14 protein-coding genes are annotated in these 19,405 nt (G+C 59.7%); 13 read left to right on the forward strand and 1 reads right to left on the reverse strand.

Annotated features, from left to right (window positions below; translation table 11 throughout):
• Positions 1-22 precede the first annotated feature (22 nt).
• Positions 23-796 (reverse strand): DeoR/GlpR family DNA-binding transcription regulator, encoded by a 774-nt coding sequence (locus tag BM399_RS06490; RefSeq protein ID WP_177228058.1) that lies wholly within the window; start codon positions 794-796, stop codon positions 23-25.
• A 172-nt stretch (positions 797-968) separates the two neighbouring features.
• Here BM399_RS06490 and BM399_RS06495 point away from each other — a divergent pair, with 172 nt between their 5' ends.
• From BM399_RS06495 to BM399_RS06555, 13 genes are all read left to right on the forward strand, one after another.
• Positions 969-1,916, forward strand: a complete 948-nt coding sequence (locus BM399_RS06495; protein WP_177228059.1) for a choline/ethanolamine kinase family protein — start codon at positions 969-971, stop codon at positions 1,914-1,916.
• A gap of 53 nt (positions 1,917-1,969) precedes the next feature.
• Complete coding sequence (locus BM399_RS06500) at positions 1,970-4,417, forward strand: GcvT family protein (RefSeq protein WP_092865748.1); 2,448 nt, start codon at positions 1,970-1,972, stop codon at positions 4,415-4,417.
• 65 nt (positions 4,418-4,482) lie between these two features.
• The gene (locus BM399_RS06505; protein ID WP_092865750.1) at positions 4,483-5,418 is read left to right on the forward strand and encodes an ABC transporter substrate-binding protein; all 936 of its coding nucleotides are present in this window, start codon (positions 4,483-4,485) and stop codon (positions 5,416-5,418) included.
• A 74-nt stretch (positions 5,419-5,492) separates the two neighbouring features.
• Complete coding sequence (locus tag BM399_RS06510; RefSeq protein ID WP_092866472.1) at positions 5,493-6,545, forward strand: ATP-binding cassette domain-containing protein; 1,053 nt, start codon at positions 5,493-5,495, stop codon at positions 6,543-6,545.
• Positions 6,546-6,553: 8 nt separating this feature from the next.
• Complete coding sequence (locus tag BM399_RS06515) at positions 6,554-8,545, forward strand: ABC transporter permease (RefSeq protein WP_092865752.1); 1,992 nt, start codon at positions 6,554-6,556, stop codon at positions 8,543-8,545.
• A 23-nt stretch (positions 8,546-8,568) separates the two neighbouring features.
• Positions 8,569-10,980, forward strand: coding sequence for a GcvT family protein (locus tag BM399_RS06520; RefSeq protein ID WP_092865754.1), 2,412 nt, complete (start codon positions 8,569-8,571; stop codon positions 10,978-10,980).
• Positions 10,981-10,997: 17 nt separating this feature from the next.
• Positions 10,998-11,954: a phosphotransferase gene (locus tag BM399_RS06525; RefSeq protein ID WP_092865756.1), complete on the forward strand. Its 957-nt coding sequence runs from the start codon at positions 10,998-11,000 to the stop codon at positions 11,952-11,954.
• Between the two features lie 6 nt (positions 11,955-11,960).
• Positions 11,961-12,710 (forward strand): electron transfer flavoprotein subunit beta/FixA family protein, encoded by a 750-nt coding sequence (locus tag BM399_RS06530; protein ID WP_092865758.1) that lies wholly within the window; start codon positions 11,961-11,963, stop codon positions 12,708-12,710.
• Between the two features lie 23 nt (positions 12,711-12,733).
• On the forward strand, positions 12,734-13,663 hold the full coding sequence (locus BM399_RS06535; protein ID WP_092865760.1) for an electron transfer flavoprotein subunit alpha/FixB family protein: 930 nt from the start codon (positions 12,734-12,736) through the stop codon (positions 13,661-13,663).
• 293 nt (positions 13,664-13,956) lie between these two features.
• Entirely contained in the window at positions 13,957-15,006 is a 1,050-nt protein-coding gene (locus BM399_RS06540) for a cysteine synthase A (protein ID WP_092865763.1), read from the forward strand.
• 163 nt (positions 15,007-15,169) lie between these two features.
• Positions 15,170-16,156 (forward strand): serine O-acetyltransferase EpsC, encoded by a 987-nt coding sequence (epsC, locus tag BM399_RS06545; RefSeq protein WP_092865766.1) that lies wholly within the window; start codon positions 15,170-15,172, stop codon positions 16,154-16,156.
• A gap of 92 nt (positions 16,157-16,248) precedes the next feature.
• A complete protein-coding gene (locus tag BM399_RS06550) occupies positions 16,249-17,160 on the forward strand; it encodes a family 2A encapsulin nanocompartment shell protein (RefSeq protein WP_092865769.1) in 912 nt (303 codons plus the stop codon).
• Positions 17,147-19,387 (forward strand): family 2A encapsulin nanocompartment cargo protein cysteine desulfurase, encoded by a 2,241-nt coding sequence (locus BM399_RS06555; protein WP_092865772.1) that lies wholly within the window; start codon positions 17,147-17,149, stop codon positions 19,385-19,387. The genes BM399_RS06550 and BM399_RS06555 overlap by 14 nt, the downstream gene beginning before the upstream one ends.
• Positions 19,388-19,405: the final 18 nt, after the last annotated feature.

Consider the following 19,405-nt stretch of genomic DNA (forward strand, 5'->3'; position numbering starts at 1 on the left):
TGTCCCACCGTCCTCGCGCGGTCTATTCTTCGGCGACGATGATCTCAACGTCGGCTTCTTCGAGTGCTTCGAGAAGCTCTCCCTCGGGCGCGATGTCGGTAATAAGTATGTCGACATCATCGAGCTTGCATACGAGTTCCAAGCACGTATTGCCGAATTTCGAATGATCGACCATCAGGACGGTTCGCGCCGACTGAGCAACGATTGCGCGCTCCGCCCATGCGATACCCGAGACGACCTCGGTGCCGCCGAGAGCGCTTAGGCCGCTGACACTCAGCAACGATGTGTCGAAGCGAAATTTTCCGATGAATTCGGTCGTTTCAGGTCCCCACGTGCAACCCTCTGCGGGATCGTATTCTCCGGGAGCAATGACGACTCGGGTTCGGGAGTCCGGTGCGAAGCAACTGCTCGCAGCCAAGTTGTTCGTGAAGACCGTTAGCCGGCGATTTTCAGCGGCGAGATGCTTGGCAAAAGTATAGGCGGTCGCGCCAGGACCAAGCATCAGTACATCCTTGTCCGAAAAGAGCTTGATGGCGCTGCGTGCGATTGCTGATTTGACGTCGGCAAATGCAATCAACCGCTCGGCCCACGGCGGTTCGGAGCCGACCGACTTCGCAACAGCGCCGCCGTAGTGCCTCTGAACCAAATCCTTTTCGTGCAGGAAGTCGAGGTCCCGCCGGATGGTCTCGGTGGAAACGTTCAGCGTGCGCGCCAATTCCGTGATGCGCAAAGATGCGTTGGTGTTGAGCGCCTTGAGAACGCGATCACGTCGATCGTCCGGCCGTAGCTTCGTCATCGGCTTGCTGCTCTTGGGCTGTTGTTCGCCCATGTTTGTTGTCCCTGTTCGCGGCATTTGCCAATAAGTAATCAAAAAATGTGGAACCTCCAACAAAAAGTGTTGAAGTCACCAAAATATTCAATTACGAAATATCCCATGTGACGGACCTGGCGTCTGAATGGGGTGCGCAATGATCGAAACGGGATCGTCGAGCGGAACTCTAAGAGCGGAGATCGAAGCTCTTCAGTTTTGGCGCGGTCCTGTCGCTCTCCGTCCTCTTGTCGGCGGTCTCTGTAACGATAACTTCGTCGCACAGGATTCGTCCGGCACTTATGTCGTCCGGTCCGGCCGCGACATCCCCATTCACGGAATCTTCCAGGGCTTCGTCCAAACGGCGATGCGCGCCGCGACGGAAATCGGCGTTACGCCGGCACTTCGTTACGCGACGCCGAATATCACCGTCATCGATTTCGTCGAAGGACGACATCTACAATCTGAAGACATTCGCAACGAGGCGATCCTCACAGCGCTCGTCGGCCGTATCCGAAAATTGCACGACGGCGGCGAGGCGATCCGTGGCTCTCTCAGCTATTTCTGGCCGTTCCATGTCGTTCGCCAGTACGTGCGCTATTGTTTGGAAAATGGCTCGCGTCTGAAGGACGAAATCGAGGTTCTAGGCGATCATGCAGCTTCGCTCGAGCGCATGGTCTCTCCGTTTCGGCCCACTTTCACGCACAACGACGTCGTTCCGCAAAACATCATGCTGAACGAACGCGGGCAGGTGCTGCTAATCGATTGGGACTACGGCGCCTACGGGCATCCGCTTTTTGATCTTGCCGGCATTACCGCAAACGCAGACGACTGCGATGAGGTTGAGCCCAAGATCCTCAATCTCTATGCGGGCGGCTCACACTACGAACTGTGGAAGCAGTTCCGCTTGTTCAAGCTCATCGTCAATCTGCGTGAAGCGCTCTGGGGCGCTGTGCAGGAAATCGCTTCGCCGCTCGATCAAGAAATCGTCCAAGCCGGAATGGCCTCGATCTACCCTGATCAAGAGCAGGGATACTCTGGCTACACCGAACTCAACCGCAAGCGGTTCTATCGAAACTTCGCGCAATTCAAAACTCTCTACGGCTGAGGTCTGCAGCCGTTCTCAACGCGTTCGAAAATTGAAATCCCTCTAGGATTCCCATGACAAGCAATCTCCCAAAAGAAGCACACATCGTCATCATCGGAGGAGGTATCGTTGGCTGCTCTGTTGCCTATCACCTGGCAAAGCTCGGCCAGAAAGATGTCGTGCTTCTCGAGCGAAACAAGCTGACATCCGGCTCGACGTGGCACGCAGCAGGCGCCATTGGACAGCTTCGTTCGAGTTCTAATATCACGCGTCTCCTCGGCTATTCAGTCGAGCTTTACGATCGGCTCGAAGCCGAGACGGGCCAGGCGACCGGGTGGGTGAAGAACGGGTCGCTGCGTCTTGCGCGCACGAAAGAGCGCCGCGCGGAATTCGAGCGGGCGGCCACCACGGCGCGGTCGTTTGGCTTGCAGTTCGACATCATTACGCCGGCAGAAGCGAAAGAGATCGTTCCTCAAATCGACATCACGGGACTCGATTGCGCGGGGTTCGTGCCGAGCGACGGCGTCGGAAATCCGAGCGACATCACGATGGCGCTGGCGAAGGGCGCGCGCCAAGGCGGCGTGCGGATTTTCGAGGACGTCGTCGTGACCGCGGTCGAAACCGATAACGGGTCGGTCGAGGCGGTCGTCACCAATCGTGGCCGCATCGCCTGCGATATCGTTGTCAATTGCGGAGGGATCTGGGCTCCGGAATTAGGACGGATGGCCGGCGTCAACGTGCCGTTGCAGCCCGCTTACCACCAGTACTTCGTAACGGAGCAGATCGAGGGTCTGCGCCGTCACATGCCGACGATCCGCGACACCGACTATCAGACCTATTTCAAGGAAGACGTCGGAGGTCTTCAGGTCGGCGGATACGAGTTCAATCCAATTCCCTTCGATGTGCCGCGTATTCCCGATGGCCACGAATTCAAGCTGATGGAGCCCGACGTCGATCATTTCGAGCCGTTGCTCGAAAACGCGATGCGGCTCGTGCCGGCGCTGCGGAATGTCGGCGTGAAGACCTGGTTCAACGGCATCGAGTCTTTCACCGAAGATGGCATGTTCATTCTGGGCGAGGCACCGGAGGTCAGGAACTATTTTGTCGGCGCCGGCTTTAACGCGTTCGGTATCGCTGCGGGCGGCGGAGCGGGCAGAGCGCTTGCCGAATGGATCGTCGAGGGTGAGCCGGCCTTCGACATGTGGGCGGTCGACATCCGCCGGTTCGGCAAACATCACCGGTCGCGGCGCACCGTCATGGCTCGCTCGCTCGAAGGGCAGGCCGCGCACTACGCGATGGGATGGCCGCATCTTGAAACGAACGCGGCGCGTCCGCTGCGGCGCAGCCCGCTTTATGATCGCCTAAAGGGAGAGGGCTGCAGTTTCGGAGCCAAGTATGGCTGGGAACGTCCGAATTGGTTTGCCCCGGCGGGCGTCGAACCGGTCGACGTCTACAGCTTTGATCACCAGAACTGGCGTCCTTACGTCGCCGAGGAGCACCACGCTGCGCGCAATAATGCCGCGATCTTCGATCAGACGTCCTTCGCGAAATTCATCATCGAAGGTCCGGATGCCGAAGCGGAACTGCAGCGCATTTGCGCCAACGATGTCGCGAAGCCCGTCGGCAGCCTGATCTATACGCAGATGCTCAATCGGCGTGGTGGTATCGAAGCCGACGTCACGATCAGCAGACTCGGTGAGAACCGCTTCTATATGGTGACGGGTACCGGCTTCGCCAATCACGATGCCGACCATCTGCTCAGGCACATCACGCCCGGCGCGCGTTTATCGGTGCAGGACGTTACGTCCGCATACGCCTGTCTCTCCGTGATGGGGCCCGCTGCCCGGAATATCCTGCAGCCACTTGCCGAAGCCGATCTCAGCAACACTGCATTTCCCTTCGCGACGTGTCAGCAGATCTTCATCGCCGGTGCGCCCGTCATCGCTGCGCGCGTTACCTTCGTTGGCGAACTTGGCTGGGAACTTCATGTTCCGACCGAGTACGCGCTGACGCTCTATGATGCGATCAAGGCCGCCGGCGCTTCGTACGGAATCCGTGACGCCGGATATAGAACGATCGACTCGCTCAGGTTGGAGAAGACCTATCGCGTCTGGTCGGCCGATATTGGGCCGGATTACACGCCTTACGAAGCCGGTCTGGGCTTCGCGGTTCGCTTGAAAAAGGCCGTCGACTTCATCGGACGTGAGGCGTTGCTGAAGGCGAAGGAGCGCCCACTAACCAAACGTCTCGTTGCTTTCAGCGTCGATCCGGAGATCGTGCTGCTCGGCCGCGAGACCATTTACCGGGACGGCGAGCGTATCGGATGGCTGACCTCGGGCGGGTCGGGTCACACCGTCGGCCGGAGCATTGGTCTTGGCTATTTGCGTTCGGACAAGGGTTTGGACGACGCGATCCTCAAGTCAGCAAACAACTACGAGCTCGAAGTCAGAACCCGGCGGGTTCCGGCAACGCTGCATCTCGAACCGCTTTATGACGCGCCCGGAGTGAAGGTTCGCTCCTGACGCGCACATAAGAAGGACCGGCTTATCCGGCGACCAACCGCAAAGAAGAAAACCAGGGGACTGAAATGCGAAAGACCCAGTTGTCTTTATTACTCGGCGCGATTGCCGCGACGTCGACATCGACCTTCAGCGGGCAGACGCTGGCGGCCAACTCGACCGATCCCATAAAGCTCATCCTCAATGACTGGACGGGTGAGCTCCTGAGCACGCGGATCATGGGCGAAGCGCTGAAGCGGGAAGGGATCAAGGTCGATTACGTTCAAGCCGACGCTATGGCGCAGTTCCAGGGACTTCAGACCGGCGATCTCCACGTCGTGATGGAGGTCTGGTCGACGACCCAAAAGGATGTGTTCGACAAGGCGTTGAAGACCGGCAAGGTCGAGAACCTCGGCGAGTCAGGCATGAACGCCCGCGAGGAATGGTGGTATCCGGAATACATGAAGGAGAAATGCCCCGGTCTGCCGGACTGGAAGGCATTGAAAGAACCCGAGTGCGTCAAAGCGTTCTCGACGGCCGATACCGCGCCTAAAGGCCGCTACCTCGGTGCTCCTGTCACTTGGGGCGGGTTTGATGAAGAGCGGATCGCGGCGCTCGGATTGGATTTCGAAGTGATCCACGCGGGTACGGATGCGGCTCTCTTCGCTGAGCTCGATTCCGCTTACGCCCGCAAGGCGCCGATCATTCTTTGGATCTATTCGCCGCATTGGGCGCCTTCTGTCTACAAGGGAGAATTCGTCGAGTTCCCGCCGTTCACGCCCGCTTGCTACGACGAGAAAAAATACGACTGCGGCAAGCCATTTGGTCCGATCTGGAAAGCCGCGTGGTCCGGCGTCAAAGACAAGTGGCCGAAAGCGCACGCCGCGATCTCGAAATTCAATATGCCGACGGACGAGATGAATGCGCTCATCGTCAAGGTCGATCGTGATAAGCAGCCCTTGGAGGATGTCGCCGCGAAATGGCTCGATGAAAACGAGGCACGCTGGAAGGCCTGGTTTCAATAAATGAGCGCCGCAGGCAGCCGCTCGGCGCTGCCTGCGGATCGTCTTCCCTCGCGTCCGACCGGATGATCCCGACGATGAAGAAAGAGATTGGCCAACTCTCCGATAGCTCGGTGAAGCTGAGCTGCCGGAATTTGTGGAAGCTCTACGGACCCTTTCCGGAGCGGTTCGCGCAGGAATCGCAGCTTCGCCAAGCGCTGAACAGCGGACGCGAGTTCACAGCCCTTCGCGATATCAATCTCGATATCCGGCATGGCGAGATTTTTGTCGTGATGGGGTTATCCGGTTCGGGCAAGTCAACGCTTCTGCGCTGTCTGACGCGGCTTGTGGAGCCGAGCTTCGGCGAAGTCCTTCTGGATGGTGCGCCGCTGACGTCACTCGACGCACAAGGCCTGATGAACATTCGCCGTCACAAGATGGCGATGGTGTTCCAGAATTTTGCGCTGCTGCCGCATCTGACGGTCGCCGAAAATATCGGTCTGCCGCTGAAGATCCGGGGATCCGATACAGCAGAAATCAACCGGGTTGTCCCGGAGATGACGGCGCTTGTCGGGCTCTCGGGCATGTCGCAGCGACTGCCGCATCAGCTTTCGGGCGGTCAACAGCAGCGTGTCGGATTGGCTCGAGCACTTGCCGGCGATCCTGAACTTCTCTTTCTCGATGAACCTTTTTCCGCTCTCGATCCGTTGATCCGTCGCGAACTGCAAGGCGAAGTGATCCGCCTGCAGTCCCGCCTGAAGAAGACGATGATCTTCGTTACGCATGATTTCAACGAGGCGGTCCGGTTGGGCGACACGATCGTCATCATGAAGGACGGCAAGGTCGTTCAGACGGGCGCGCCGGAGGATATCGTCGCCAATCCTATCGACGATTATGTCGGTTCGTTCGTGGCTGGCGTCGATCAGACGCGCGTCATCAGCTGCGGCCGCATCGCGATACCCGCGAAATCGAGTGCCTATGCGGTGACGGTGGATGACCGCGCGAAAATTGTTGAAGTAGCGGATCTCGTTGCGAACTCGAATGGCCCCGTGGGCGTGGTTGATCAAAGCGGACACGTAAGCGGCGAGATCGACGCTACGACGGTTCTGCGCATGTTGGCGTCAGGCTCTAGAGAAAGGCTGGCGTCTTGACGGTAAGGATGGACTCAATACCGCTGCGAGATGGCGGCTTATTTCGAGAACGGCGCTTTGGCGTCGCGGTTGCGATCGCACTCGTTCTCGTTCTCATCTCAACGATGGTGCCGGCCGCCGCCGTCTATCCGCCGGCGTGGAAGCTGCCGCTCGGTAACATGCTGACGACGGCGCTCGAGTTCCTCGTCGAGCACATATCATTTATAACCCGCGCCATCGCCCAGGTCGTACAGGCTCCGCTGGTGCTCGCCTCCGGATTGCTTGCGAACGGGATGGAAATCCCGTTCGGCAATACAAGGATCGAGCTGCCGCCGCTGTCGTGGGCTGGAATTGCCGGCGCCGTGATATGGGCCGGCTATTACGCTGGCGGATTCCGGCTCGCCCTGCTGCAAGCCTTAGGCTGCGCCTATCTTCTGCTGTTCGGCCAATGGAACGGCGCGATGTTGACGCTGGCGTCAGTCGCCGTTTGTGTTCCGGTTGCCGTCATATCCGGTCTTCTCGTCGGCGTGCTCGCGCATCTTCGGCCGAAATTGAATACGTGGCTTTTGGCGCCCGGCCTCGACATCATGCAGACGGTGCCGGCATTCGCCTATCTCATTCCAACGCTTTTGCTGTTCGGCTTTGGGCCCGTGGCCGCGATGATCGCGACCGTGATTTTCGCGATGCCGCCGATGGCGCGCGTGACGTGCCTCGCGCTCAACCAGACGCCGGTCGAGATCCGTGAACTTGCGAAAATGATCGGCTGCACCGAGCGGCAGACTATCTGGCGCATTCTCCTGCCGTCGGTATTGCCGTCGCTGCTCGTCGGTCTCAATCAAACGGTGATGATGACCCTCAACATGGTCATCGTGGCATCGATGATTGGCGCGGGTGGTTTGGGATTCGACGTTCTGCGCGCCTTGCGGCAACTCGATATCGATCGCGGCTTCGAAGCAGGTGCGGCGATCGTTGCGATCGCGGTGATGCTGGACCGGCAAGGCGTAGCTATCGCTCATCTTGCGCGTCCCGCCGAGGCGCTGCGGTCGCGGCGGTGGGTGTGGATCGCGCCTATCGGCTTCATCATCGCGATGACGCTGCTCGGCGCTGAATTCGGTTGGCTGCAGAATTTTCCGCGTGAGTTGCGGTTTTCGACCGGTGGCGTTCTTGGCGACGCCGTGCGCTGGATCAACGTGAATTACTTCGACACGATGGAAGCCCTGCGGGTGTTCGTGCTGTCGTATCTAATGAACCCGATCAAGATTTATCTGACCACGACGCCGTGGATCATCACTTTGGGCTTCGTGGCGATTGGGGCCTATCTCATCGCCGGCTTCCGTTTGGCCCTGCTGAGCGTCTTCGCATTCGGGTTCTGCCTTGTCGACGGACTGTGGGACAAGGCGATGATAACGCTATACCTGTGCTTGTCGGCGACGGTGGTAGCGACCTTGATCGGTATTCCGATCGCCATTCTTGCAGCGCGGTTTGACGGTCTCTATCGGGCGACGACGGTTGCGGTCGAAGTGCTTCAGACGTTGCCGAGCTTCGTCTACCTCATTCCCGCGGTGATGCTGTTTCGCGTTGGCGATTTTGCTGCACTTCTCGCCATCGTCGCATTTGCGATCACGCCAATCATCAAATTCACGATGACGGCCTTGCGTGCCGTACCCGCGGATCTGATCGAGGCGGGACGGTCCATGGGCTGCTCGAAGTCGCAGTTGGACAGATATATTCTTTTGCCGATTGCGTTTCCGACAATCCTTCTCGGCATCAATCAAGCCATTCTGTTCGCGCTCGCCATGGTGGTCATTACGGCGCTCGTCGGCACACGGGATCTTGGCCAGGAAGTCTACATGGCGCTGACGGCCGCCGATCCGGGTCGCGGCATCGTTGCCGGCCTCGGCTTGGCGTTTCTCGGAATCTTCATCGATCGGCTCTTTCAAGCGGGCGTCGCCGGCTTGCAGCGCAGATCACACGTAAACGATGGCATCGGGTATGAGCCGGTGCCGAGCGAAGTCAAATAGCAAGCAAAATAGGACCGTAGGCAATGGTGCCGACCTCAGCGGAATTCGTAATCATTGGCGGCGGCATCATCGGCTGCAGCATCGCTTATCATCTTGCCAAGGCTGGCAAGACCGACATCGTCGTGCTGGAACAGTTTCAGCTGACGCATGGCGCGACCTGGCACGCGGCCGGCGTCGTCGGTCAGCTTCGCCCGTCGCGGAACGTCACGCGGATGCTGCAGAAGAGCATCGAGCTCTATGACACCCTCGAGGCCGATACCGGACAGGCAATCGACTGGAAGAAGGTCGGCAGTCTCCGCATCGCCTCGTCGAAAGATCGCATGAAGGAGTACAAGCGCTCCGCGACGACGGCGAAATCCTTCGGTCTCGAAATGCACCTTCTGACACCCAAGGAGGCGCAGGATCTCTTCCCCATCATGACGCTCGATGGTGTCGAGGGCGCGACCTACATCGACTCGGACGGCTACGTCGATCCTGCGAGCTTGTGCCAGGCACTTGCGGCCGGCGCGCGCAAGCGTGGCGTGAAGTTCGTGCAAAACTGCCAGGTAACCGGCTTCAAATCGGAAGGGCGCCGCATCGTCGAAGTGCAGACGAGCCAAGGCAATATCCGCGCCGAGACGGTTGTGAACGCGAGCGGTATGTGGGGTCACGAACTCGGCAAGATGATGGGCACGCGGGTGCCGGCTTTTGCCGTCGAGCATCAATACCTCATCACCGATCCCATCCCCGATCTGCCTAAGGGCATGCCGACGGTTCGCGATCCCGATCTTCTTCTCTACTGGAAGCCGGAGGTGCGCGGCATCGTCGTCGGTGGTTATGAGCCGAACACGGTCGCGTTTGCGCGGGACGGTATTCCGGCAGGATGGGATCAGCGCCTGATCCAGGAGAACTACGAGCGCTTCGAACAGCTGGCGATCAACGCCGCCAAGCGCACTCCGGTCGTCGGCACGGTCGGCGTCAGAGCCATGATCAACGGCGCCATTCCGATTTCGGCCGACGGCGACTTCGTCATGGGCCGCGTCTCCGAGCTCGATAACGTCTTCGTGTCGTGCGGCTTCATCTATGGAATCGCGGCGGCCGGCGGAGCGGGCGCGGCGATGGCCGAATGGATCCTCGAAGGCCGCCCGACCAACAACTTGTGGCCGCTCGACGTGCGCCGGTTCAACTTCCATCACAACACGAAGTACTTCATGTACGACCGTGCGATCGAGATCTACGCCAAGCACTACGCGATGAAGTGGCCCGTCGAGGAGCGCGATTCCGTCCGCAACATCCGCTGCTCGCCACTATATTTCCCGTTGAAGGAAAGGGGCGGTGTTTTCGGTTCTCGCGCGGGTTGGGAACGGCCGAACTGGTTCGCGCCTCCGGGTATCGAAGCCGTCGACAAGCCCTCCTTCGATTGGCCGAACTGGTTCGAGCCGGTCGCGGCCGAACATCGCCACGTTCGCGAAAGCGTTGGGTTGATCGATCTTTCCTCCTTCGCAAAAATGGAGGTCTTCGGTCCGAGCGCGCTCTCCAGTCTGCAGCGGCTGGCGGTTGCCGATGTCGACCGGCCTGTTGGCAGCCTCATCTACACGCAGCTTTGCAACGAGCGTGGCGGCATCGAGGCCGACGTCACCTTCTGCCGCCTGGAAGAAGATCGCTTCTATGTGATCACGGGTACGGCATACGGCGACCACGACTTCGGCTGGATACGCAAGCACTTGCCGACCGACGGTTCCGTCCGAACGCTCGACGTTACATCGGCCTATGCCGTCATCAATATTTGCGGACCGAAAGCACGCGACGTGCTTGCGAAGGTCGCCGAGCAAAACGTCGGCGGCGATGTCTTCAAGTACGGAGAGATGAAGCATCTGACCGTCGGCGCTGCGCCGGTGATGGCACTTCGCGTGTCGTTCACAGGAGAACTTGGATATGAGCTGCACATTCCGACTGAATATGCAGTCCACGTCTATCGAGTGCTTCACGAGGCAGGCGCAGAGTTCGGCATCAGGGACTTTGGCTATCGCGCGCTCAACAGCCTGCGCATGGAGAAGGGATACCAGATCTGGGCGACCGATATCTCGCCGGACTATTCCCCTTACGCCGCCGGACTCGATTGGGTGATCGGAAAGAACAAGAAGGACTTCATCGGCCGCGAGGCTCTTGAAAAAATCGCTGCCGAAGGTCCGGATCGTAAGCTCTGCGTCTTCAAGCTCAGTCGCAAGGTTCCGGTCTACGGCGGAGAAGCCATCCTACGTAACGGGAAGGTGCTTGGCGTCACGACAAGCGCTGACTTCGGACACACGGTCGGTGCGCCGATCGTTTACGGCTACGTCGCAGCTTCCGAGGCTGTCCACGAAGACTACGACATCGAAGTCTACAGCGAAATTGTCCCTGCCACGAGAGCGAGCGAACCGCTCTACGATCCGGCCGGGCTGCGCTTCACTCTTTGAAAATCAGGGGAGAGAAAATGGACATCCAGGAACAGGAACGGCAGCGCCGTGCCCGCGAAGTCGCAGCGTCGGTCATCGGCGGCGGTATCGTTGGGCCCGAAGACGTTGGCATCGAGCTGCTCGGCGGCATGACGAACCGCAATTATCTGGTGAACGTGAACGGCAGAACCTACGTCGTCCGCATTCCGGGCGAGGGGACTGAAGAGTACTTGGACCGCAAGGCCGACGGGCAGGCGGCGCAGATAACTTCGGATCTCGGAGTCAACGCACACCTCGTCCACTACGATACAGCCGCAGGCGTGCAGATCACGAAGTTCATCGAGAACGGCAAGACGATGAACGCCGATCTCTTCCAGGATCCGGACGCCGTTCGCCGAGCCGCGCTGAGCTTCCGCAAGCTTCACACGAGTGGCGCGAAATTTCACAATCGCTTCGACGAAAAGGTCATCGCGCAAGAATACCTCGATATGCTTCGCAGCAAGGGTGCGCGTTTTCCGGATGGCTACGAGCGCGTCCAGAGTGAGGCTGATGCCATTCGCGAAGTCCTGGCGGCGACCTGCGGAGAGCTCGCTCCTTGCCACAACGACCCGGCTCCGGAAAACCTCGTCGATACCGGCGAGCGTGTCCACATCCTTGATTGGGAGTTCGGCGGGAACAACGATCCATTCTGGGACCTCGCCGATCTCTCGGTTGAGACGGGATTTACGGAAGAGCAGGATCGCATTCTGCTTGAAGCCTATCTCGGACGGCCCCCCAAGGAGAGCGAGTACGGCCGGATCGTTTTGCACAAAGCGCTGGTCTTCCTTCTTTGGACGCTCTGGGGCGTGATCCAGGAGACGAACAAAAATCCGCGTCCGGCTTATCACTTCGCCAGTTTCTGGGACTATGCAATGGACCGCTTCACGCGGTGCCAGAAAATCATGAATGCGGATAATTTCCGCGGTCTCGTCGAAGTCGTGCGCACCGGGGGCTGAAGAGCAATGAAGGTTCTCGTTCCCGTAAAGCGCGTCGTCGACTTCAACGTGAAGATCCGCGTGAAGCCGGACAACTCGGGCGTCGATCTTGCCAACGTCAAGATGGCGATCAATCCGTTCGATGAAATTTCGGTCGAGGCGGCGGTTCGCCTGAAAGAAGCCGGACAGGCCACCGAGGTCGTAGCCGTTTCGATCGGTCCGGCAAAGGCCGAGGAGACGCTACGGTCCGCGCTCGCCATGGGCGCCGACCGCGCGATCCTCATCGAAACCGATGACACAGTCGAGCCGCTGGCGGTCGCCAAAATCCTCAAATGTGTCGCCGATACCGAGAAGCCTGGCCTCATCATCGTCGGTAAGCAGGCGATCGATGATGATTCAAATCAAACCGGCCAGATGCTTGCTGCACTGCTCGGCTGGGCGCAGGCTACGTTCGCGTCCAAGATCGAACTGGGCGATCAAAAGGCGGCCGTGACGCGCGAAGTAGATGGTGGTTTGCAGACCATCGAGGTCAAGCTTCCAGCGGTGGTCACCACCGATCTGAGACTGAACGAGCCGCGCTATGCTTCGCTTCCGAACATCATGAAGGCGAAGAAAAAGCCGATCGAAAAGAGAATCGCCGCTGATTTGGGTGTCGCGACCGCGCCGCGCCTCAAGGTCTTGAAGACCGAAGAGCCGGCGACCCGCAAGGCAGGCATCAAGGTAACATCTGTCGGGGAACTCATCGAGAAGCTCAGAAGCGAAGCCGGCGTACTTTAAGATTAGAAGGAAAGAACAGAGCAATGGCCATTCTTCTTCTGGCTGAACACGACAATCGTACGCTTTCCGATCAGACCGCCAGGGCGTTGACTGCCGCCCGTGAGATCGGCAGCGAGATCCATGTTCTGGTCGCGGGCAAGGATGCAAATGCTGCAGCCGGTGAAGCAGCCAAGCTTGCAGGTGTTTCAAAGGTTCTTCTGGCCGATAGCGATGCTCTCGCCAACAATCTGGCAGAACCGCTCGCGGCATTGATCGTTTCGATCGCCGGGGGCTACGACACCATTATCGCCGCGGCGACGGCTTCGGCGAAAAACGTGATGCCGCGTGTCGCTGCGCTTCTCGATGTTGCACAGGTTTCGGAGATTATCGCAGTCGTTTCGCCCGATACCTTCAAGCGTCCGATCTATGCAGGCAACGCCATCCAGACCGTGCAGACGACGGACGCCAAGAAGGTGATCACCGTGCGCGCCGCCGCTTTCCAACCGTCGGATGCGGGCGGTTCGGTTGCAATCGAGGCTGTGCAGGCGGCAGCTGACCCGGGTTTGTCGAGCTTCGTGAAGGACGCTATCTCATCCAGCGACCGGCCCGAATTGACGTCCGCAAAGATCGTCATCTCCGGTGGCCGGGCGCTCGGATCTTCGGAAAAGTTCAAAGAGGTCATCCTTCCCGTCGCCGAGAAACTCGGGGCGGCTGTCGGCGCCTCGCGCGCGGCCGTCGATGCGGGCTACGCGCCGAACGATTGGCAGGTGGGACAGACGGGGAAAGTCGTGGCTCCCCAGCTCTACATCGCCTGCGGTATCTCGGGAGCCATTCAACACCTCGCCGGCATGAAGGATTCCAAATTCATCGTCGCGATCAATAAGGACGCGGACGCACCGATCTTTCAGGTCGCGGATTATGGATTGGTCGCCGATTTGTTCGACGTCCTTCCGGAGTTCGAAAAGGCGCTGTGACGAGGTTGCGGCCGGGAACGCTCAACGCAGGCCGCAGCTTTCGCCTCGAACGATCCAACGGTCAAATAGTCAAGATCTGAGATCCGGGCTCGCGCGTTCCGCGCGCCCGCCTTCGATCTCTGCGTCACCGCGACCCACAGACATCATACCAAATTCCGGCCGACCCAATTGTTGGCCGAACCGGACAGAGGTAATGAGTCGGCGGTGGGAGCGCTTGGTCTCTTTGCAAGCCCCATGTTCGCCGAGATCGTGCGTCTCCCGCGCGAGTCTCCGCTGTCTGGGGGATTGCGAGGATGAACGACGCGCCGGTTCTATCGAATATCGTCGATGCCGTCGGCAACACGCCGTTGGTGCGTTTGCAAGAGGCCTCGGAGCAGACGGGCTGCACCATTCTCGGCAAGGCCGAGTTCATGAATCCCGGCCAATCCGTGAAGGACAGAGCTGCAGTATTCCTGATCGAGGATGCGTTGAAGCGGGGCGCGGTTGCGCGTGGGGGCGTCATCGTCGAAGGCACCGCCGGCAACACGGGCATCGGATTGACGCTTGTCGGCAAGCATTATGACCTGCGGAGCGTGATCGTCATTCCCGATACGCAGTCGGCTGAGAAGAAGGCGACGCTGCGCATCCTGGGGGCGACGCTCGTCGAAGTGCCGGCGGTTCCTTACGTAAATCCGAATAACTACGTGCACTATTCGCGCCGCCTTGCCGAGGCGATTGGCGCTCGCGAGCCCAACGGTGCTTGCTGGGCCAATCAGTTCGACAATCCTGCAAACCGCGACGGCCACGCGCGCACGACGGCCGAGGAGATATGGCAGCAGACCGGCGGGAAGATCGACGGCTTCGTCGCCTCCGTCGGAACCGGGGGAACGCTGGCCGGTATCGCGCTCGGTCTCCGGAACAAGAATAAAGCCGTCAAGGTCGCGCTTGCCGATCCGCCCGGAGCAGCTCTCTACTCTTATTACACATCCGGCGTGCTCAAAGCCGAAGGTACATCGATCACCGAAGGCATCGGGCAGGGACGGATTACGCGCAATCTCGAAGGCTTTGCGCCTGACGAAGCTTATCAAATCCCGGATGACGAGGCCGTCGCCATAACGCATCGCCTGCTCGAAGCGGAGGGGATTTGCGTCGGCGCTTCCACGGGCGTGAATATTGCGGGCGCCATTCGGCTGGCGAAGAGCTTGGGACCCGGCCGCACGATCGTGACGATCCTCTGTGATCACGGAATGCGCTACCAGTCGAAGCTCTTCAACGCCGAATTCCTGCGCGCGAAGGGCTTGCCGGTCCCGGCTTGGCTCGCGGCCGAGCAAGCGGATGTTCCCGACGTATTCGTGCCGGGTTGAGGCATCGATAGCCTAAATTCGGCGTGTAAACCGTGCCCGGAAGGCGCGGTTGCGCGCGCCGTCCTATCTTCCCGTTGTCATAAGCAAAGCAATTATTCTTTGTTCGTTATGACGCCGCGAAAATCTAACATTCTGGACGACTGATGATCCGCACACATTCCTGATGGTTTCGATCGTGGTACATGACCTTCTTGCGGCCGGCCCCCGTTTGCTTTCAAGCGATTCGAACACCGAAGAACCCGTTGTACCTTGGAACATCGATACCGTCGTTTCCGAACTCAGGGAGGCGAGGGGGCGCACCAAAAGAGTAATCCAGGCGGGCAATCGCCGTGCGCCGCTACCCAGTCCCGAGAAACTTCAACAAGCCATACAAGGCATCTATGCATCGCTGTTTCCGCGCCATGCGGGGGCGTTCGATCATAGCGATGAAGGCATCGCGTTCTTTGTCGGCAACACGCTGAATGCGGCACTGCACATCTTGCTCGATCAGGTTCGGCGCGAGCACGCTTTCGTCGATGAAACGCGGGCTTCGCACGAGAGTTCGCTTTCCGCCGAGGAGATCGTGACGGCGTTCTCACGCGAACTACCGCAAATCTATGAGCTGCTGGAAAGCGACATTCGTGCCGCCTACGAAGGCGACCCGTCAGCAAAGAGCACAGAAGAAGTTCTGCTGAGTTTCCCGGGTATCAAAGCCATTGTGCACCATCGCGTCGCGCACGCGCTGCATCTTCTCGGTTCGCCGGTCGTTGCGCGGATTATCGCCGAGCTCGCGCATTCACAAACCGGCATCGACATTCATCCGGGCGCGAAGATCGGCGGGAGCTTCTTCATCGATCACGGCACCGGCGTCGTAATCGGGGAGACCGCCGTCATTGGTCAACGCGTGCGGATTTATCAGGCGGTGACGCTTGGGGCGAAACGGTTCTCCGTCGATGAAGGCGGTGCGCTCGTCAAAGGCGAGCCACGACACCCGATCGTTGAAGACGACGTCGTCATCTACGCCGGCGCGACCATACTCGGGCGCATCACGATCGGCAGGGGCTCATCCATCGGCGGCAATATCTGGCTGACGCGCAGTGTTCCGCCGAACAGCAATGTCGTCCAGGCGCAAGCGCGCACGGAGACGTTCGATCACGGATCTGGAATATAATTCTAATATGCTGATCTTGACGCGGATATCGTTTCAAACGATAAGCCTATATCGGAATTTAATGCTCTAATATAACAGACAGCGAGAGAGCTATGGCAGACGATACCCAAACTGCGCTGGGCGATATTGCAGCAAGGCAATTAGCCAATGCGACTAAGACCGTTCCGCAAATGTCGAGCATCACGCCGCGTTGGCTGGTGCACTTCCTGAGCTGGGTGCCGGTCGAAGCGGGCATCTATCGCGTCAACAAAGTGCGCGATGCCGACAGCGTCGAAGTGGCATGCTCGGTGCGCGACGAGCGCGTTCTGCCGCAAACCTATGTCGATTACATCGAGAACCCGCGCGAGTATCTTTTGAGCGCTGTGCAGACGGTTCTCGATATTCATACGCGCGTTTCCGATCTCTACAGCGTTCCGCACAATCAGATCAAAGAGCAGCTGCGCCTGACTATCGAGACGGTGAAGGAGCGCCAGGAGAGCGAACTCATCAATAACAAGGAGTACGGCCTCCTTGCGCACGCTGCGGCCTCGCAGAAGATCAAAACGCGCTCTGGCCCGCCGACGCCCGACGATCTCGACGAGCTGATTGCCAAGGTTTGGAAAGAGCCTGCGTTCTTCCTTGCGCATCCGCAGGCGATCGCTGCGTTCGGACGCGAATGCACCCGTCGCGGTGTACCGCCGCCGACAGTCACGCTGTTCGGTTCGCCATTCCTCACGTGGCGCGGCATCCCGCTCATTCCCTCCGACAAGCTCGAGGTGAAGGGCGGAAAAACCAACATTCTTCTGATTAGAACTGGTGAAGCCAAGCAGGGCGTCGTCGGTCTCTTCCAGCCCGGTCTGCCGGGCGAACTGACCAAGGGTCTTTCCGTCCGCTTCATGGGCATCAATGATCAGGCGATCGCCTCCTATCTCGTCTCACTCTATTGCTCGCTCGCCGTTCTGACGGACGACGCGCTGGGAGTTCTGGAGAACGTCGAGGTGGGCAAGTATCATGTCTATAGCTAATCTCGGATCGGGTGCTGCCGACCTCGACGCTTTGGCGGCAGCGGCGCGGGATCCCAGAGGCGGCGTTCAACCGCCAGCAGGGCTTCCGGACGTCGCTACACTGACGAAGCTCGCCAACGCGTTCTACGCGGCTTTGCCGGGGCAATCGTTGCCGGTATCGGCCGGGCCGTCGCTGCCTGGGTTCGGCGCTTCGCCGGTTGAGGTCGCCGGTTCGTCAGCGCCGCATGCTGCGGCGTCTGCCACGTCTCCTCTGCCGACGCCCGGAATCTCCGGTACGCTCGCGACACCGACGATTGGTTCGCCATTGGACAGTTCAGCAATTGACGATCGGGTATTCGACAGCCTGGCCGGTGCCGCAATCCCTTCGCCGCCTTCGAGCACCCTTTCCGGGCCTTCGCTGCCCGGTTTCGGAGCGTCTCCGACGGAAGCGGCCGGACAAGCAGTTGCTCAATCAGCGCCAACGACAAACGTCGCATCGATTCCGGGCATTGACGCGCCAGCGACTGCCGTTCCGGCTTCGACGCGCGATGTCTCGGTCATTGATCTCAACGGCGTCGACACCCTGACGCGAACACCGGATCCGCTGCTGCCATCGAGTGTCGATGCGGGCCCATCGCTTTCCGGCTTTGGCGGCTCGAGGGACATACCCGCTCGACCGGAAGCATCGCGCTCGGCGGATGCCCTCCCTGGGATTTCCCAGTCTTCACCTCCGCAACCTCCGCCTGCGACGCCGCCGCCCCAGGTGCTCTCCAATCATACCGGCATTGAGACACCGCATTCGGGCGGGTCGATCCGTCAGTATGACCGCATCGCCCTGCCATTCGAAGCCGAACTCAGATCGCTGTTGGCGCCGCTTGCGGCTGAGCCGTACGCGCATGGTCGCGGCGCGGATGTCGGGTCGGGTTTCTATTTTCTGGACCGGCAAGAGCCGTCTGCGCGCGGTATCAGCGTTCCGGGCGCCGAAGCACCGGCCCGTCTTCCGGCATCTGGCGGCATCGGCTTCGACGTCGACGGCGTTCGCCGCGATTTCCCCATTTTGAATGAGAGGGTCAACGGCCGTCCGCTCATCTGGTTCGACAACGCGGCGACGACGCAAAAGCCGAAATCCGTCATCGAGCGACTCAAATATTTCTACGAGCACGAAAACTCGAACATTCACCGCGCGGCACACGAGCTTGCAGCTCGCGCGACCGACGCCTACGAAGGCGCGCGCTCGAAAATCGCCCGTTTCCTCAACGCGGGATCGGCTGAAGAGATCATCTTCACGCGCGGCGCGACCGAAGCGATTAATCTGGTCGCCGCTACGTTCGGACAGCAGCACATCGGGGCCGGCGACGAAATCGTCGTCACCAACCTCGAGCATCATGCCAACATCGTACCGTGGCAGCAGCTTTGCCTCGCAAAGGGCGCGAAACTCAGGGTTGCGCCGGTCGATGATTGCGGCGCGCTGTTGCTCGATGAGTTCGGGAAGCTTCTGAACAGCCGGACCAAGCTTGTCGCGTTCACGCAGGTCTCGAATGCGCTGGGTACGATCACGCCCGCCAAGACAATTGTCGAAATGGCGCATCGTGTCGGTGCTCGCGTGCTCGTCGACGGTGCGCAGTCGGTTTCGCACATGAAAGTCGATGTGCAGGATCTCGACGCCGACTTCTTCGTCTTCTCCGGCCACAAGATCTTCGCTCCGACCGGCATTGGCGTTCTCTACGGCAAGAAGGCGCTGATGGACTCGCTGCCGCCCTATCAGACCGGCGGCAACATGATCCGCGACGTGACGTTCGAGCGGGTCGAGTTTCACAAGTCGCCGCAGCGGTTCGAGGCGGGCACCGGCAATATCGCCGACGCCGTCGGCTTGGGCGCAGCAATCGATTACGTCGAACGCATCGGGCTCCAAAACATCGCCGATTACGAGCACAAGTTGCTCGTCTACGCGACTGAGCGGCTTCTGCAGATCCCAGGTCTAAGGATCATCGGGACCGCGCCCGAGAAGGCGAGCGTGATCTCGCTGACGCTGAAGGGCATACCGAGCGAAGAGATCGGGTCGCGTCTCAATAAGTATGGGATCGCGGTGCGCTCGGGGCATCACTGCGCGCAGCCGATCCTGAGACGCTTCGGCCAGGAGACGACGGTTCGACCCTCGTTCGCATTCTACAATACGTGCGGCGAGATCGATGTGCTGGTTGGTGCACTGAAGGACATACAAGCCGAGACCGGTCTGACGCGGCTCTAACCGGTTTTCGGCAAAGTT

It is taken from the genome of Hyphomicrobium facile, assembly GCF_900116175.1.
Taxonomy (GTDB): domain Bacteria; phylum Pseudomonadota; class Alphaproteobacteria; order Rhizobiales; family Hyphomicrobiaceae; genus Hyphomicrobium_B; species Hyphomicrobium_B facile.

Coding starts and splice junctions, on each gene's coding strand:
- BM399_RS06500 (WP_092865748.1), top strand. CDS start 1,970: ATGACAAGCAATCTCCCAAAAGAAGCACACATCGTCATCATCGGAGGA.
- BM399_RS06540 (WP_092865763.1), top strand. CDS start 13,957: ATGAACGACGCGCCGGTTCTATCGAATATCGTCGATGCCGTCGGCAAC.
- BM399_RS06510 (WP_092866472.1), top strand. CDS start 5,493: ATGAAGAAAGAGATTGGCCAACTCTCCGATAGCTCGGTGAAGCTGAGC.
- BM399_RS06550 (WP_092865769.1), top strand. CDS start 16,249: ATGGCAGACGATACCCAAACTGCGCTGGGCGATATTGCAGCAAGGCAA.
- BM399_RS06520 (WP_092865754.1), top strand. CDS start 8,569: ATGGTGCCGACCTCAGCGGAATTCGTAATCATTGGCGGCGGCATCATC.
- epsC (WP_092865766.1), top strand. CDS start 15,170: ATGGTTTCGATCGTGGTACATGACCTTCTTGCGGCCGGCCCCCGTTTG.
- BM399_RS06530 (WP_092865758.1), top strand. CDS start 11,961: ATGAAGGTTCTCGTTCCCGTAAAGCGCGTCGTCGACTTCAACGTGAAG.
- BM399_RS06515 (WP_092865752.1), top strand. CDS start 6,554: ATGGACTCAATACCGCTGCGAGATGGCGGCTTATTTCGAGAACGGCGC.
- BM399_RS06525 (WP_092865756.1), top strand. CDS start 10,998: ATGGACATCCAGGAACAGGAACGGCAGCGCCGTGCCCGCGAAGTCGCA.
- BM399_RS06555 (WP_092865772.1), top strand. CDS start 17,147: ATGTCTATAGCTAATCTCGGATCGGGTGCTGCCGACCTCGACGCTTTG.
- BM399_RS06490 (WP_177228058.1), bottom strand. CDS start 796: ATGACGAAGCTACGGCCGGACGATCGACGTGATCGCGTTCTCAAGGCG.
- BM399_RS06495 (WP_177228059.1), top strand. CDS start 969: ATGATCGAAACGGGATCGTCGAGCGGAACTCTAAGAGCGGAGATCGAA.
- BM399_RS06535 (WP_092865760.1), top strand. CDS start 12,734: ATGGCCATTCTTCTTCTGGCTGAACACGACAATCGTACGCTTTCCGAT.
- BM399_RS06505 (WP_092865750.1), top strand. CDS start 4,483: ATGCGAAAGACCCAGTTGTCTTTATTACTCGGCGCGATTGCCGCGACG.